Here is a 15378-nt window from a genome sequence, read left to right on the forward strand (position 1 = left end):
CGCTGGCGGCCGGCAGGCCGTGCCCGCCCCGGCTCGGCTCGCCGCGCGACGGGCCGGGCAGCGCGTGACCGCCCCGTTCCGGCGCCGGCTCCTGGCCGAGGATCGGCGTGGGACGCTCGGCGCACAGGTACTGCGCCATGTCGTCGTGCGGGGTGACGTTCTGCCGGAGCTTGTCGAGATCCCAGACGGCCTGCGCGGTGGCCTTGCCGGACGGCCAGGTCGCGATGATCCGCCAGGTGCCGTCGTCGCGCCGGAACGCGTCCCAGGAGATCTTCTCGGTGTCGATGCCGTGCTGGGCCAGCCGGCCGTTGACCACCTCGGCCAGCGGGGTGGCCTTCTCGGCGCCCTTGAGCCGGGTGCGCCGGGCGTGCTGGGCGAGCATGGCCCGTTCCTGGAGCACCGGGCCGGCGTAGCGCAGCACCCGGTCGACGGGGACGCCGGCGATCCGGGCGACGTCCTCGGCGGACTCACCGGAGCGGATGCGGGCCTGGATGTCCCGGGGGGACAGTGACGGGGTCGGATCGGCCCCGACCGGAACGACGGCGAGCGGCGGCGTACCGGGCTCGGCGTGCAGCACGGTCGCGATGCGTTCGTCGATCGGGAGGGCGAGCAGGCGCCCGACCTCGTCGGCGAGCACCAGCGCCTGGCCGTCCTCGGAGAGGGCGACGAAGCGTACTGGGCGCATGGCGTAGCCTCCGTCCCGCTTCGCTGGCCGTCACGCCACGAGCCGGCCACCCGGGCGTCCTCGCACCACCGTACGCCCATCTGCCCACAGGTGGGGGAGGTGAATCCGCATGTCGCGACTGAGCTGCGGCAATGATCACAGTGGGTGGCCGCAGCAGCCGCTGCGACCACCCACGGTGACGGGTGTGATCAGAGCCGCTCGACCACGTAGTCGATGGCGGCGGTGAGCGCCTCCACGTCGGACGGCTCCACCGCCGGGAAGAGCGCGACCCGCAGCTGGTTGCGGCCGAGCTTGCGGTACGGCTCGGTGTCGACGATCCCGTTGGCCCGCAGCACCTTGGCGATCGCGGCGGCGTCGACCCCGTCGGCGAAGTCGACGGTGGCGACCACGTTGGAGCGCAGCGTCGGATCCGTGACGAACGGGGTGGCGAACCCGGACCGCTCGGCCCAGCCGTAGACGATCCCGGCGCTCTCGGCGGTGCGCTTGGCCGCCCAGCTCAGGCCGCCCTGCGCGTTCATCCAGTCGGTCTGCTCGGCGGCCAGGAAGATGGTCGCCAGCGCCGGGGTGTTGTAGGTCTGCTCCAGCCGCGAGTTGTCGATCGCGGTGACCAGGTCGAGGAAGGCCGGGATGTAGCGGCCGGAGCCCTTGATCTCGGTGGCCCGCTCCAGCGCGGCCGGCGACATCAGGGCCAGCCAGAGGCCGCCGTCGGAACCGAAGCACTTCTGCGGGGCGAAGTAGTAGACGTCGGTCTCGCCGACGTTGACGTCCAGACCGCCGGCCCCGGAGGTGGCGTCGACCAGCAGCAGCGAGCCCGGGTCGGCGTCGGCGACCCGGCCGATCGGCACCGCGACACCGGTGGAGGTCTCGTTGTGCGGGGTGGCGTAGACGTCCACCCCGGCCTCGGCGACCAGGCGGGGGGCGCTGCCCGGCTCGGCCTTGCGCACGGTCGGCTCGCCGAGGAACGGGGCGTCGGAGACCGATTTGGCGAACTTGGCGCCGAACTCGCCGAAGCTGGCGAACTGGGCCCGGTCGCGGACCAGCCCGAAGGTGGCGACCTCCCAGAAGGCGGTGGTGCCGCCGTTGCCGAGGACCACCTCGTAGCCCTCGGGGAGGGAGAAGAACTCGGCCAGGCCCCGGCGGAGCCGGGCGACCTCGGCCCGGACGGTCTGCTGCCGGTGCGAGGTGCCCAGGAAGCTGGTCGCCACGTCGGCGAGCGCGGAGACCGCCGCCGGACGGACCTTGGACGGCCCGCAGCCGAACCGCCCGTCGGCGGGCTTGATGTCGTCGGGAATCCGGATGGTCGGTGCGTCAGCCACGGTTTTCTCGATCCTTCCGCATGGGCGAGGGCGGGCCCTTCAACGGGCGCGGAGCCGCGGCGGACGCGCGCTGGCGCACGACGTGGCCGGGTCCGGGCCTGGTCCGGCGACACTGCCGGCCTTCATCCTCGCACCCGTGGCGGCCCGGATGCCGGCTGGTCCCAGGCCCGGGGCTGAGGCGTCGGACACACCGGGGGCGGGTGGTCGGCCACGCGTGAGGGGCGTCGACCGGCCGGTCGACGCCCCTCACGGAGCACGTGTGCTCAGACGCCGTGCGGGATGGCGTCCCAGCCCTCGACCTGCTGCGGCTTGCGGGTGCCCGGCCCCACGTAGCGGGCCGACGGCCGGACGAGCCGCTGGAGCTTCTTCTGCTCCAGGATGTGCGCCGACCAGCCGCCCATCCGGGCACAGGTGAACATCGAGGTGAACATGTGCGCCGGCACCTCGGCGAAGTCGAGCACCACGGCCGACCAGAACTCGACGTTGGTGGCGAGGACGCGGTCCGGGCGGCGGGCCTGGAGCTCGGCCAGGGCGGCCTTCTCCAGCGCCTCGGCGACCTCGAAGCGCGGTGCGCCCAGCTCCCGGGCGGTGCGCCGGAGCACCCGGGCGCGCGGGTCCTCGGCCCGGTAGACGCGGTGGCCGAAGCCCATCAGCCGCTCGCCCCGGTCGAGGACGCCCTTGACGTACCCCTCGGCGTCGCCGCTGCGCTCGACGGCCTCCAGCATGGTGAGCACCCGCGACGGCGCGCCGCCGTGCAGCGGGCCGGAGAGCGCGCCGATACCCGAGGAGATGCAGGCCGCCGCGTCGGCCCCGGTGGAGGCGACGATCCGGGCGGTGAAGGTGGAGGCGTTCAGGCCGTGCTCGGCGGCCGAGATGAAGTACGCGTCGACGGCCTTGACGTGCCGCGGGTCCGGTTCGCCCCGCCAGCGCTTCATGAACCGCTCGACGATGGTCTCCGCCTTGTCGATCTCCTTCTGCGGCACCGCCGGCAGACCCAGCCCACGGGCGGACTGGGCGACGAAGGACAGCGCGGTGACCGAGACCCGGGCCAGGTCGGCGCGGGCCTGGGCGTCGGAGATGTCGAGCAGTTGACTGAGCCCCCAGTACGGGGCGAGCATGGCGACCGCGGACTGCACGTCGACGCGGATGTCACCGGAGTGCACCGGCACCGGGAACGGCTCGGCGGGCGGCAGGCCGGGGCCGAAGCGCCCGTCGACCAGCAGCGCCCAGACGTTGCCGAAGGAGACCTGGCCGATCAGATCCTCGATGTCCACGCCCCGGTAGCGCAGCGCGCCACCCTCGCGGTCCGGTTCGGCGATCTCGGTCTCGAAGGCCACGACGCCTTCGAGGCCCGGTTTGAAGTCGGCCATGTCGTCTCCTGGCTTCTGGCTCGGTGCGCCCGCCACGGGCTCGGTCCGGCCCGGTACCTACGGCGACCCTCAGGGATGTGTTCGTGTCATCTTGCCTGGTGAGTAACCAAGCGCGCGACCCGCTGCGACTGTGCTGCACGCGACATCCCCGCCGCTGGACGCCGGGGTGCGCTCCGTGAGACTGATCGGTGGGCTGACCAGCGTCGTCGGGACGCGGACGGCCGGCGTGAGGAGGACGACGTGACGGGCGACACACCCGCCCTGGCGGCCATGCGGCACGAGTACGCCGCCGACCTGGGGCTTTCCGAGACGGATCTGGCCGCCGACTGGCCCACCCAGTTCGGCCGCTGGCTCGCCGACGCGGTCGCCGCCGGCCTGCCCGAACCGAACGCGATGGTCCTCGGCACCGCCGACGCCGCCGGTCGGCCCAGCGGCCGGACCGTGCTGCTCAAGGAGTACGACCCGGACGGGTTCGTCTTCTTCACCAACCACGGCTCGCGCAAGGGCACCGAACTGGCCGACAACCCGTGGGCCAGCCTGGTCTTCCCCTGGTTCCCGATGCAGCGGCAGGTGGTGGTGACCGGTCGGGTGGCGCACGTCGGGCGGGGTGAGACCGAGGCGTACTTCGCCTCCCGGCCGCGCGGCTCCCAGCTCGGGGCCTGGGCGAGCACCCAGTCGGCGGTGGTGCCGGACCGGGCCGCGCTGGAGGAGGCGTACCGCGAGGTGGCGGAGCGGTTCCCGGCCGGCACGCCGGTCCCGGCGCCCCCGCACTGGGGCGGGTTCCGGGTCCACCCCGAGACGGTGGAGTTCTGGCAGGGGCGGGCCGGGCGGCTGCACGACCGGCTGCGGTTCCGTCGGGTCGAGGGGGGCGACTGGGTCGTCGAGCGGCTGGCCCCGTGACCGCCGTCGAGACCGCCCGGACGGGTCGGGCCCGTCGGCTGGCCATCGACCTGCGTCCGCTGCGGGTCCCCGCGTTCCGCCGGATGTGGCTCGGCAACACGGTGGCGATGTTCGGGTTCCAGTTCACCGCGGTCGCCGTGCCGGTGGAGATGTACGCGCTGACCCGGGACTCGTTCTGGGTCGGGCTGCTCGGGGTGGCCGGTTTCCTGCCGCTGCTGGTCTTCGGCCTCTGGGGCGGGGCGGTGGCCGACGCCCGGGACCGGCGGCGGGTGCTGCTCGTCGGCTCGGCGCTGCTCTGGCTGTCGGTACTCGGCCTGCTCGGCCACGCGCTGTCCGGTTTCGGCAGCCCGGTGCTGCTGCTGGCGCTGGTGACGGTGCACTCGATCGCGTTCGCGATCAGCTCGCCGGCCCGGTCGGCGATCCTCCCCCGGCTGCTCCCACCCGAACTGGTCCCGGCGGGCAGCACCCTGAACTACACCACCTTCACCGCCGCGTCGGTGGCCGGCCCGCTCGCCGCCGGTCTGGTGTTCGCCGGGCTCGGCACCGACGCCGGGCTGCCGGTGGCGTACGCGGCCGACGCCCTGCTGTTCACCGCGCTGGTGGTGGCGACGGTACGGCTGCCCGCGATGCCTCCGGCCCCACCGGCCGAGGGGGAGGTGCGCCGGGGTGGCCTGGCCGGCATCCTCGACGGGTTCCGCTACCTGGCCACCACGCCGGTGCTGCTCTCCTCGTTCGCCATCGACCTGATCGCGATGATCCTGGCCATGCCCCGGGCGCTCTTCCCCGAGGTGGCGCAGGAACGGTTCGGCGGCGGGGCGGCGGTGGGGTGGCTCTACAGCGCCATCGCGATCGGCGCGATGCTGGGCGGGCTGACCTCCGGCTGGATCGGCCGGCTGCGGCGGCAGGGGCTCGCCCTGGTGGTGGCGGTCGTCGGCTGGGGGCTGGCCATCGCGGCGGCCGGGCTGGCCCGGCAGCTCTGGCTGGTGGTGCTGCTGCTCGCGGTGGCCGGGGCGGCGGACCTGGTCAGTGCGGTGCTGCGGCAGTCGATGCTGCTGGTCTACGCGCCGGACCGGATGCGCGGTCGGCTCCAGGGGGTGAACACGGTGGTGGTGGCCGGCGGGCCCCGGCTGGGCGACCTGCGGGCCGGGGCGATGGCCGCCGGGTTCGGTGGCTCGGTCGCCTGGGTGGCCGGCGGGCTGCTCTCGGCCGGGCTGGCGGTGCTGCTGGTGGTGAGTTTCCCGGCCCTGCTGCGCTACCGGGCGGGCGCGGCGGCGCAGGGGCGCGGCTGACTCCCGCGCCCGCTGGGACGGGTGCGCCGGGTCCGGTGGGCGGCCCGGGGCACGGACTAAGGTCACGGCATGGACAACGCTGCGCACCGCCCGCCCTCGGGGACACAGTGGACCATCGCCGCCGACGGCCACGAGGCCGTCATCGTCGAGGTCGGCGGTGGGGTACGGACCTACCGGCGGGACGGGGTCGACTACCTCGACGGGTACGCCGAGGACGAGATCAGCCCCGGTAGCGCCGGGCACGTGCTGGCCCCCTGGCCGAACCGGATCAGGGACGGCCAGTACTCCTTCGGCGGCCGGTCGTTGCAGCTCGACCTGACCGAGCCGGCCCGGGGGGTCGCCCTGCACGGCCTGGTCAACTGGGTGCGCTGGCAGCCGGTCGAGGAGTCGGCCGACGCGCTGACCCTCGGCTACGACCTGCCGCCGACCCCCGGCTACCCGTGGTCGCTGCGGCTGCGGACCCGGTGGAGCGTGGGGGCCGACGGGTTGCGCGGCGAGCACGAGGTGACCAACACCGGGGCCGAGGCCGCGCCCTTCGGGTTCTCCGTGCACCCGTACCTGCGGCTGGCCGGGGTCGCAGTGGACGACCTGACGATGCGGCTGCCGGCCCGCAGCCGGCTCCAGGTCGACGCCCGGCTGCTGCCGATCGGGGCGACCCCGGTGGCCGGCACCGAGTACGACTGGACCACCGCCCGGCCGATCGGCGACGCGCAGCTCGACCTCTGCTTCGGCGACGTGATCCGGGACGACGACGGTGGTTCGTCGGTGACCCTGACCGCCCCGGACGACGCGGACGGGGTGCGCCTGTGGGCTGACCGGCAGTTCGGCTGGTGGCAGGTGTTCACCGGTGACGCGCTGACCGGCGAGCGGCACCGCCGGTCGGTGGCGGTGGAGCCGATGACCTGCCCGCCGGACGCGTTCCGGTCCGGTCGGGACGTGATCGCGCTGGCCCCGGGGGAGACCTGGCGGGGCACCTGGGGCATCCGGCCCGGGGTCTGAGCATGGAGTTCGGCGAGGTGGTCCGGCGTCGCCGGATGGTGCGTAACTACGACCCGGACCGTCCGGTGCCGCCGGAGGTGGTGCAGCGGCTGCTGGACCACGCGGTCCGGGCGCCGTCGGCCGGCTTCGCCCAGGGCTGGGGTTTCCTGGTGCTGGAGGAGCCGGCGGACCGGGACCGGTTCTGGGCGGCGGCCACGCCCGGCGGTGGTGGGCGGGACCGGTGGCTGGCCGGGATGCGCCGGGCCCCGCTGATCGTGGTGCCGCACGCCAACCGCTCGGCCTACCTGGAGCGGTACGCCGAGCCGGACAAGGGCTGGGTGGACCGTTCGGAGGACCGCTGGCCGGTGCCCTACTGGTACGTCGACACCGGCTTCGCCGCGCTGCTGATGCTGCTCACCGCCGTGGACGAGGGGCTGGGGGCGTGCTTCTTCGGCATTCCCCCCGACCGGCTGGCGGCGTACCGGGAGGCGTTCGGGGTGCCGGGGGAGTACCACCCGATCGGCGCGGTCACGATAGGTTATCGGGCGGTGGACCATCGGTCACCGTCGCTGCGGCGGGGGCGTCGGCCGGTGGACGAGGTGGTCCGGCGCGGCCGGTGGAGTTGATGCCGGTTCGTACCCTGCGCGGTGGGGTGCCGGGGCGACGGAAACCGACAACGGGGAGCAGAACGCGGTGTGGCGGGGGCGGATAGGCTGGCACCGTGATCGGTGCCGCACGGTGCGGCAGCTCGGCGTGACCCGGCACCACGCCGAGGGTCGGCCCGACCACGGGGAGGGGAGCGTGCCGTGATCTTCAAGGCGGTCCGGGACGGGCGTCCCTATCCGGAGCACAACCTGACGTTGAAGCAGTGGGCGGAGATCCCGCCCCGCCCGTTGCGGTTGGACCAGCTCATCACCACCAAGCGCGAGCTGGCGCTGGACAAGCTCCTCGCCGAGGACTCCACCTTCTACGGCGACCTGTTCCCGCACGTGGTGCAGTGGAACGGCGGCCTCTACCTGGAGGACGGCCTGCACCGGGCGTTGCGCGCGGCGTTGCAGCAGCGCAACCAGATCCACGCCCGGGTGCTGGTCTACAACGGCCAGCCCGAGTGACGCCCGCCTGAGCAGTCGTTAAGGTGGCGGCCATGGGCACCCCGCTGGACCTGCTGGACGTCGACGCCTCGCTCAGCGAGGAGGAACGTCAGATCCGGGCCGTCGTCCGCCGGCTCGTCGACGACCGGGTCCGCCCGCATGTCGCCGGCTGGTACGAGGACGGCGACGTACCGGCCCGGGAACTGGCCCGCGAGTTCGGCCGCCTCGGCCTGCTCGGCATGCACCTGACCGGGTACGGCTGCGCCGGTTCCTCCATGGTCGCGTACGGGCTGGCCTGCCTGGAGCTGGAGGCCGGCGACTCCGGCGTCCGCTCCCTGGTGTCGGTGCAGGGTTCGCTGGCCATGCACGCCGTCTGGCGCTTCGGCGGCGAGGAACACAAGCAGCGTTGGTTGCCCGCGATGGCCGCCGGTGAGGCGATCGGCTGCTTCGGGCTGACCGAGCCCGACCACGGCTCCGACCCGGCCTCGATGACCACCCGGGCCCGCCGCGACGGCGACGACTGGATTCTCGACGGCGCGAAGATGTGGATCACCAATGCGCCGATCGCCGACGTCGGGGTGATCTGGGCGCGTACCGACGAGGGGGTGCGGGGTTTCCTCGTACCGATGGACACCCCCGGGGTGACGGCGCGCGAGATCCGCCGCAAGATGTCGCTGCGGGCCTCGGTGACCGGCGAGATCGCCCTCGACGGGGTGCGGCTGCCGGCGGACGCCCTGCTGCCCGGGGCGGTCGGGCTCCGGGCACCGCTGAGCTGCCTGACCGAGGCCCGGCAGGGCATCGTCTGGGGGGCGCTCGGCGCGGCCCGGGACTGCCTGGAGACGGCGCTGTCCTACGCCGGCACCCGGACCCAGTTCGGCCGTCCGCTGGCCGGCTTCCAGCTCACCCAGGCCAAGCTCGCCGACATGGCCGTGGAGTGGAACAAGGGGCTGCTGCTCGCCCTGCACCTGGGCCGGCTGGCCGACGCGGGCACGCTGCGGCCGGACCAGGTCAGCGTGGGCAAGCTGAACAACGTGCGGGAGGCGCTGGCGATCGCCCGGCAGTGCCGGACGATCCTCGGCGCGAACGGGGTCTCCGGCGAGTACCCGGTGATGCGGCACGCCAACAACCTGGAGAGCGTGCTCACCTACGAGGGCACCTCCGAGATCCACCAACTGGTCGTCGGGCAGCGGCTGACCGGGTTGTCGGCCTTCGGCTGACGACCGCCCGTCACCCGTTCGGGTCGCTCGCCGCGCGCGCGTCGTACGGTGGCCGTACCGTCATCGACAGAGGTACGTGTCTGACGAGGACGGTGAGGGCGATGGCCCGCGACGGTGAAACCCCCCAGAGTGAGTTCCCCGGCTACCCGACCGCCGACACACTGCGCACCCGGTCGGGCGACCCGGTCGACCCCGACACCCCGCCGGCCGACCCGCCCCGCTCGGGTGGCGGCCCGGCCCGGGGGCTGCTCTGGGTGCTCGGCGCGGCGGCGTTGGTCGTGGTGGTGTTGCTCGGCACGCAGGTGACCGGGATCTTCCCGGACTTCCGCAACCCGTTCGCCAAGGAACAGACCGACCGCAGCCAGCCGCCGCTGCTCAAGTCGATCCAGGATCTGAGTCGCTACGTGGCAGCCGAGGGCAACTTCCAGGTCGTGGTCGACCTCCAGAACGACCGCAACAATGTGCCGGAGTTCCTGCTCAACCAGCGGACGCTGTTCGTCGGGGCGGGCAGCGTCGAGGCGTACGTCGACTTCGGCAAGATCGGCGAGGGGGCGGTGGTGCCGTCCGCCGACGGCAAGTCCGTCGAGATCAAGCTGCCCGCGCCGCAGCTCGGCGAGACCAACCTCGACATGGACAAGAGCTACGTCTTCGCCGAGGAGCGCGGCCTGTTCAACCGGATCGGTGACCTGGTCAAGGGCGACCCCAACCGGCAGCAGCAGGTCTACCGGATGGCCGAGGAGCGGATCACCACGGCGGCCCGGGACAGCGGCCTGGCCCAGCGCGCCGAGGAGAACACCCGCAAGATGCTGGAGGGCCTGCTCCGCTCGCTCGGCTACGAGAAGATCACCATCACCTACACGGCCTCCTGACCCGAAGCGCCACCGCCTCGCGGCCCCGGGGCCGCGAGGCGGTGGCGCTGTAGGGGGTGCGACGGCGGTCTTGGTGATCAAGAGGTTTGCGTCAGTCTTGATCTTCAAGTTGACGCAAACCTCTTGACCGCCGGGCGCAATCCCGCCGGGCGCAATCCCGCCGGGGGACGCCCGGCGCGGTCAGTAGCTGGTGGTGGCGTAGCGGTCCTCGTTGGGCATCAGGATCCACAGCACCAGGTAGACGATCACCTGCGTGCCGGGCAGCAGCAGCGACAGCAGGAACAGCAGCCGGACCAGGGTGGCCGAGGTGTTGAACCGGCGGGCCAGGCCGGCGCAGACACCGGCGAGCATGCGCCCCTCGCGGGGTCGGACCAGTTTGCGACTCATCGTCGTACTCCCACTCTGCGGCGATCCGCCGCGCTGCATTCCACGGTAGGAAGGGGCGGCCACCGTGCCCTCCGTCCCGAGGGTGATCCGGTGACCCCGTACCCGTAGGTGGTTACCCGAGTCGACCCCGGCCGACGCCTGCCCGGCGCGACGACGGGGTGCGGACGACGGGGTGCGGTGGGCGGGGCGGGTAGGCTCGCCGATCGACACCGCCCCCACCCCGGGCGGGATCAGCAGGTCACCGGGGACCCCGGGCGGCCACGGACCCGGCCCGACCCGGCACCACCCGGGCGACGGCGAGGAAGCGCAGCGATGATCAGTGTCTTCGACCTATTCAGTGTCGGCATCGGCCCGTCCAGCTCCCACACGGTGGGCCCGATGCGGGCCGGTCGCACCTTCGTCGCCGGGCTGAAGGCCGACGGGCTGCTGCACACCGTGACCCGGGTCGGGGTCGAGCTGTTCGGGTCCCTGGGCGCCACCGGGCACGGCCACGGCAGCGACCGGGCGGTGCTGCTCGGCCTGGCCGGCGAGAGCCCGGAGACGGTGGACACCGACAGCGTCGGCCCCCGGGTCGCCGAGATCCGCGCCCGACGCCGGCTCGCCCTGCTCGGCAGCCAGGAGATCGACTTCGAGCCGGACCGGGACCTGGTACTGCACCGCCGCCGGTCACTGCCGTACCACCCGAACGGGATGGTCTTCTCGGCCTGGGACGCGGCAGGGGCGCAGGTGCGCAGCCGGACGTACTACTCGGTCGGCGGCGGGTTCGTGGTTGACGAGGCGGCGGCCGGGGCGGACCGGATCACCGTGGACACCACCGCCGTGCCGCACCCCTTCTCCACCGGTGCCGAACTGCTCGACGTCACCGCCGGCACCGGCCTGTCGATCAGCGGGGTGATGCTCGCCAACGAGCTGTCCTGGCGTGGCGAGGCGGACGTCCGGGCCGGGCTGCTGGACATCTGGCGGGTGATGCGGGAGTGCGTGGCCCGGGGCGGCACCCGCGACGGCGTACTGCCGGGCGGGTTGCGGGTCCGGCGGCGCGCCGCCGAGCTGCGCCGCAGCCTGGAGGCCGACGCGGGCGCGGCCGACCCGCTGCGCGCGATGGACTGGGTGACCCTGTTCGCGCTCGCGGTCAACGAGGAGAACGCCGCCGGTGGCCGGGTGGTGACCGCCCCGACGAACGGCGCGGCCGGGATCATCCCGGCGGTGCTGCACTACTACACCCGGTTCGTGCCGGACGCCTCCGACGAGGGGGTGGTGCGGTTCCTGCTGGCCGCCGGGGCGATCGGGGTGCTGTTCAAGGAGAACGCCTCGATCTCCGGGGCCGAGGTGGGCTGCCAGGGCGAGGTCGGTTCGGCCTGCTCGATGGCCGCCGCCGGGCTGGCCGAGGCGCTCGGCGGCACCCCCGAGCAGGTGGAGAACGCCGCCGAGATCGGCATGGAGCACAACCTCGGGCTGACCTGCGACCCGGTCGGGGGGCTGGTGCAGATCCCCTGCATCGAGCGCAACGCGGTGGCTAGCATCAAGGCGATCACGGCGGCCCGGCTCGCGCTGCGTGGCGACGGGGTGCACCACGTCTCGCTCGACAAGGTCATCAAGACCATGCGCGAGACCGGGGCGGACATGAAGGTCAAGTACAAGGAGACGGCACGCGGCGGCCTGGCCGTCAACGTGATCGAGTGCTGAGGGGCGTTCGTTCACCGACTGCTAACCTGTCGTCCGTTGTTGTCAGGCGGGAGGCGACGGTGACCGCAGGCGTCACGGCGTTGTGGTCGCACCGCAACTCGCTGCGCATCCTGGTCAGACGCGATCTCGCGGTGAAGTACCAGCAGTCCGTGCTCGGCTACCTCTGGTCGCTGATCGAGCCGCTGGGGATGGGCGCGATCTACTTCTTCGTCTTCGGGGTGCTCTACTCCGGGCCGACCAACCGGCACCTCGGCGAGGCCGCCGGGTCGTACCCGCTGTTCCTGATCACCGGCATCTTCGCCTGGATGTGGACGAGTTCGGCGCTGAGCGAGGCGACCAACGCGCTGACCGGGCAGTCCCGCCTGATCACCACGATGAACGTGCCCCGGCAGGTCTTCCCGATCGGCCGGGTCACCGGCCGGTTCGCCGAGTACGTCGCCGGCCTGCCGATCCTGCTGGCCGTCGCCGCCGTCTACGCCGCCAACGGCCGGATCACGCTGGGCTGGTCGCTGCTGAGCCTGCCGCTGGCCGTCGCCGTGCAGGGCACCCTGCTGATCGGGCTGGCCCTGCTGCTGTCCGCGGTGAACGTGCTGATGCGCGACGTGGAACGGTTCATGCGGCTGGTCATCCGGGTGCTGTTCTACGCCACCCCGATCATCTACCCGCTGAGCCTGGTCCGGGAGTCGGGCATGCCGGGCTGGGTGAAGGTGGCGTACGAGTTGAACCCGCTGGTCGGCATCTTCCAGCTCCAGCACGCCATCTGGTACCCGGACGAGTTCCCCGACGCCCGGCTGCTGACCACCACGATCGCCGGGAGCCTGCTGGTGCTGGCCGCCGGCTGGTGGGCGTTCCGCCGGCTCGAACCGGCCGTGCTGAAGGAACTGTAGGTGCCGCCGATCATCGAGGCACAGGGGCTCGGCATCCGGTTCGTCCGCAACCGGCGTCGGCAGCTCCGGCTGCGGGAGCTGTTCATCCACCGGGGCGGCCGGGCCGCCACCGGCCAGTTCTGGCCGCTGCGGGACGTCTCGTTCACCGTCGCGCCGGGCGACACGCTCGGGGTGATCGGGCGCAACGGCACCGGCAAGAGCACCCTGCTGCGGCTGATCGCCGGGGTGCTCATCCCCGACGAGGGGCGGATCACCGTCTCCGGTGACGTCGCGCCGCTGCTGGAACTCTCCGCCGGCTTCTCCAACGACCTGACCGGCCGGGAGAACCTCTACCTGGTCGGCGGGCTGCACGGACTCTCCACGGGCTACCTGCGACGGCACTTCGACGACATCGTCGGGTTCGCCGGTGAGCAGGTGGAACGGGCCATCGACACGTCGGTGCGGCACTACTCGTCGGGGATGAAGGTGCGGCTCGGGTTCGCGATCATCTCGCACCTGCCGCACCCGATCCTGCTGATGGACGAGGTGACCGCGGTGGGCGATGCGGAGTTCCGCCAGAAGTGTTACTCGACGATCGACCGACTGCTCGCGGAGGGGCGCACCTTGGTGCTGGTGTCACACAACGAGAAGGACCTGACCCGGTTCTGCCGTCGGGGTCTCTACCTCGACGGCGGGCGGCTGGCCGTGGACGGGACGGTCGCGGAGGCGCTCGACGCGTACCACGCCGCGGTGCCGCGATGACCGTGGCGATCGTGCTCGCCGCCGGTGCGCCGGCCGCGGGCCTGCCCACCGGCACGGGTGAACCGCTTGCCGACCGGCTCGCCGGGCAGTTGCGCCGGGCCGGGGCGGACCGGGTGCACACCGTCACCGACCTGCCCGCGCTGGCCGCCCTGGTGGACACCGTCACCGGCCCGGTCCTGGTCACCGGGGGCGACCTGGTCGCGCACACGGCCGTACTGCGGCATCTGGCGACCAGCCCGGTCGGCCCGACGGTGGCCCTGGTGCTCACCGACCCGCCGGCCGACGGCCGGACGCTGGTGCGCGAGGAGCGCGGGCAGGTGGTCGACGCCGGCCCGGAGCTGTCCGACGCCACCGGCGTCTTCGGCGGCGCGGTGCGGGTCGGCGTGGACGACCTGCCGGCGCTGGCCGCCGCCGCCCGCTCGGCGGCCGTCACCCCGGCGGGCGGGGCCGCCGTGGACCGGCTGTTCGCCGCGCTCACCGACCTCGGCACCCTGACCTTCGCCCACCGGGTACGCCTGCTCGTGGCGCACCGGGTCGCCGATCCGGCCGGGCTGGCCGCCGCCGAGGCGGCCCTGGCCGGGGTGGACGAGGACCGGGCACAGCTGCGGCTGTCGGTGAAGGAACGGGACGACTTCTTCACCACCTACTTCGTCAGCACCTGGTCGCCGTACGTGACGAAGGCGTGCGCCCGGCTGGGCCTGACGCCGACCGGGGTCACCATGATCTCGGTGCTGTTCGCGGTGGTCGCGGCGGTGCTCTTCGGCGTTGGCGGGCGGGCCGCCCTGGTGGCCGGCGCGGTCCTGCTCTACCTGGGGTTCGTGCTGGACTGCGTGGACGGGCAGTTGGCCCGCTACACCCGGCACTTCAGCGCCTGGGGCGGCTGGCTGGACACGATGGCCGACCGGGCGAAGGAGTACCTGGTCTACGCCGGGCTGGGCTACGGCGCGACGCACGCCGGGTTCCGCTACGGCTGGGCGCTGGCCATCGCCGCGATGACGTTGCAGACCGTCCGGCACATGACCGACGCCTGGTACGGGGTGCTGCACGACGAGGCGGCCCGACGTCCCCGCCCGGCCGGCCCGGCCGCCGGGGGGATCGGCGGGAAGCTGAACGCCGCCTCGACCCGGGTGCAGGCGGACACCGGCTCGGTGTCGTACTGGCTGAAGCGGACGGTGGTCTTCCCGATCGGCGAGCGGTGGGCGCTGATCGCGGTCACCGCCGCGCTGTTCGGGCCGCTGGTCAGCCTGGTCGCGGTGCTGGTGTGGGGGGTGCTGGCGTTCGGTTACACGGGAGCGTTGCGGACCCTGCGGGCGCGCTGGATGTGGGTGCCGGTGCTGGACACGGTCGACGCGACGCTGCACCGCGACGACGGCCCGCTGGCGGCCCGGCTGCCGGTGGTCCGCCCGATGGGCCCGCTGACCCTGGCGGTGCTCGGGGCGCTCGGGCCGGCGGTGCTGCTGGTGGTGGGGCTGCTCCGGGCGGCCGGCGACGGCGACCCGGGCGGGCTGCGCTGGTGGCTGCCGGTGGCGCTGGTGGTGCTGCTGGTCGCCGGCCTCGGGGCGGGCGCGGCGCACAACGGGCCGCTGGACTGGCTGGTGCCGGCGGCGCTGCGGGCCGGCGAGTACCTCTTCGCCGCCGTGGTCGGGGTGGTCGGCGGGGTACCGGCCTGGCTGGTCTTCGGGTACGTCTTCGTGCTGACCGTGCACCACTACGATCTGACCGCCCGGTTGGAGAAGCGGCAGGCGGCCCCGCCGTTGCACGCCTGGACGCTGGGCTGGGAGGGGCGTTCGGTGCTGCTGGCGGTGGCGGCGATCGCCGGATTTGCCGCCCCTGCCATGGCTACAATCGGTACGTACATTCTGGTGGTGTTCGTGGCGAGTGTCGTGCTGGCCTGGGTCGTCCTGCCGGCCCGCGCGGGCCGGGCGGCGGCCGTACCCGTGCGGGGTGCCTCGCCGGGCTGACGAC

At 73.3% G+C, this 15378-nt stretch carries 15 protein-coding genes; 11 read left to right on the forward strand and 4 right to left on the reverse strand.

All coding sequences use genetic code 11. The annotated features are described in order from the left end of the window. The 3 genes from sepH to H1A17_RS24400 all read right to left on the reverse strand — a co-directional run. The coding region (sepH, locus tag H1A17_RS24390; protein ID WP_194822981.1) for a septation protein SepH at positions 1-685 on the reverse strand (685 nt) is incomplete at its 3' end. A gap of 188 nt (positions 686-873) precedes the next feature. Next, on the reverse strand, positions 874-2001 hold the full coding sequence (gene serC, locus H1A17_RS24395; protein ID WP_194822982.1) for a phosphoserine transaminase: 1128 nt from the start codon (positions 1999-2001) through the stop codon (positions 874-876). A 263-nt stretch (positions 2002-2264) separates the two neighbouring features. Continuing rightward, positions 2265-3371, reverse strand: coding sequence for a citrate synthase 2 (locus tag H1A17_RS24400; protein ID WP_145917623.1), 1107 nt, complete (start codon positions 3369-3371; stop codon positions 2265-2267). 270 nt (positions 3372-3641) lie between these two features. Here H1A17_RS24400 and pdxH point away from each other — a divergent pair, with 270 nt between their 5' ends. From pdxH to H1A17_RS24435, 7 genes are all read left to right on the forward strand, one after another. Continuing rightward, positions 3642-4271, forward strand: coding sequence for a pyridoxamine 5'-phosphate oxidase (gene pdxH, locus H1A17_RS24405; protein WP_194822990.1), 630 nt, complete (start codon positions 3642-3644; stop codon positions 4269-4271). Then, positions 4268-5560 carry an MFS transporter gene (locus H1A17_RS24410; protein ID WP_145917624.1) on the forward strand — a complete coding sequence of 431 codons (1293 nt, stop codon included), beginning with the start codon at positions 4268-4270 and terminating at the stop codon, positions 5558-5560. The genes pdxH and H1A17_RS24410 overlap by 4 nt, the downstream gene beginning before the upstream one ends. A gap of 69 nt (positions 5561-5629) precedes the next feature. Then, the gene (locus H1A17_RS24415; protein ID WP_145917625.1) at positions 5630-6559 is read left to right on the forward strand and encodes an aldose 1-epimerase family protein; all 930 of its coding nucleotides are present in this window, start codon (positions 5630-5632) and stop codon (positions 6557-6559) included. Between the two features lie 2 nt (positions 6560-6561). Next, on the forward strand, positions 6562-7164 hold the full coding sequence (locus H1A17_RS24420) for a nitroreductase family protein (RefSeq protein WP_145917626.1): 603 nt from the start codon (positions 6562-6564) through the stop codon (positions 7162-7164). 180 nt (positions 7165-7344) lie between these two features. Next, positions 7345-7650, forward strand: a complete 306-nt coding sequence (locus H1A17_RS24425) for a type II toxin-antitoxin system VapB family antitoxin (protein ID WP_145917627.1) — start codon at positions 7345-7347, stop codon at positions 7648-7650. A 32-nt stretch (positions 7651-7682) separates the two neighbouring features. Beyond that, positions 7683-8846 (forward strand): acyl-CoA dehydrogenase family protein, encoded by a 1164-nt coding sequence (locus tag H1A17_RS24430; RefSeq protein ID WP_194822983.1) that lies wholly within the window; start codon positions 7683-7685, stop codon positions 8844-8846. A 101-nt stretch (positions 8847-8947) separates the two neighbouring features. Then, complete coding sequence (locus H1A17_RS24435) at positions 8948-9715, forward strand: DUF4230 domain-containing protein (protein ID WP_194822984.1); 768 nt, start codon at positions 8948-8950, stop codon at positions 9713-9715. Between the two features lie 180 nt (positions 9716-9895). On the opposite strand, the gene H1A17_RS24440 is transcribed toward H1A17_RS24435, so the two are convergent. After that, on the reverse strand, positions 9896-10102 hold the full coding sequence (locus tag H1A17_RS24440; RefSeq protein ID WP_088643568.1) for a PspC domain-containing protein: 207 nt from the start codon (positions 10100-10102) through the stop codon (positions 9896-9898). 312 nt (positions 10103-10414) lie between these two features. On the opposite strand from H1A17_RS24440, the gene H1A17_RS24445 reads away from it, so the two are divergent. Genes H1A17_RS24445 through H1A17_RS24460 form a run of 4 tightly spaced genes read left to right on the forward strand, consistent with a single transcriptional unit; the run spans position 10415 to position 15374 of the window. After that, entirely contained in the window at positions 10415-11785 is a 1371-nt protein-coding gene (locus H1A17_RS24445) for an L-serine ammonia-lyase (protein ID WP_194822985.1), read from the forward strand. Positions 11786-11844: 59 nt separating this feature from the next. Then, positions 11845-12672, forward strand: a complete 828-nt coding sequence (locus H1A17_RS24450) for an ABC transporter permease (protein ID WP_145917631.1) — start codon at positions 11845-11847, stop codon at positions 12670-12672. Beyond that, positions 12673-13413: an ABC transporter ATP-binding protein gene (locus H1A17_RS24455; protein WP_145917632.1), complete on the forward strand. Its 741-nt coding sequence runs from the start codon at positions 12673-12675 to the stop codon at positions 13411-13413. Next, positions 13410-15374, forward strand: coding sequence for a DUF5941 domain-containing protein (locus tag H1A17_RS24460; RefSeq protein ID WP_194822986.1), 1965 nt, complete (start codon positions 13410-13412; stop codon positions 15372-15374). The genes H1A17_RS24455 and H1A17_RS24460 overlap by 4 nt, the downstream gene beginning before the upstream one ends. Positions 15375-15378 lie beyond the last annotated feature (4 nt).

The organism is Micromonospora sp. S-DT3-3-22, assembly GCF_015354745.1.
Classification (GTDB): domain Bacteria; phylum Actinomycetota; class Actinomycetes; order Mycobacteriales; family Micromonosporaceae; genus Micromonospora; species Micromonospora wenchangensis.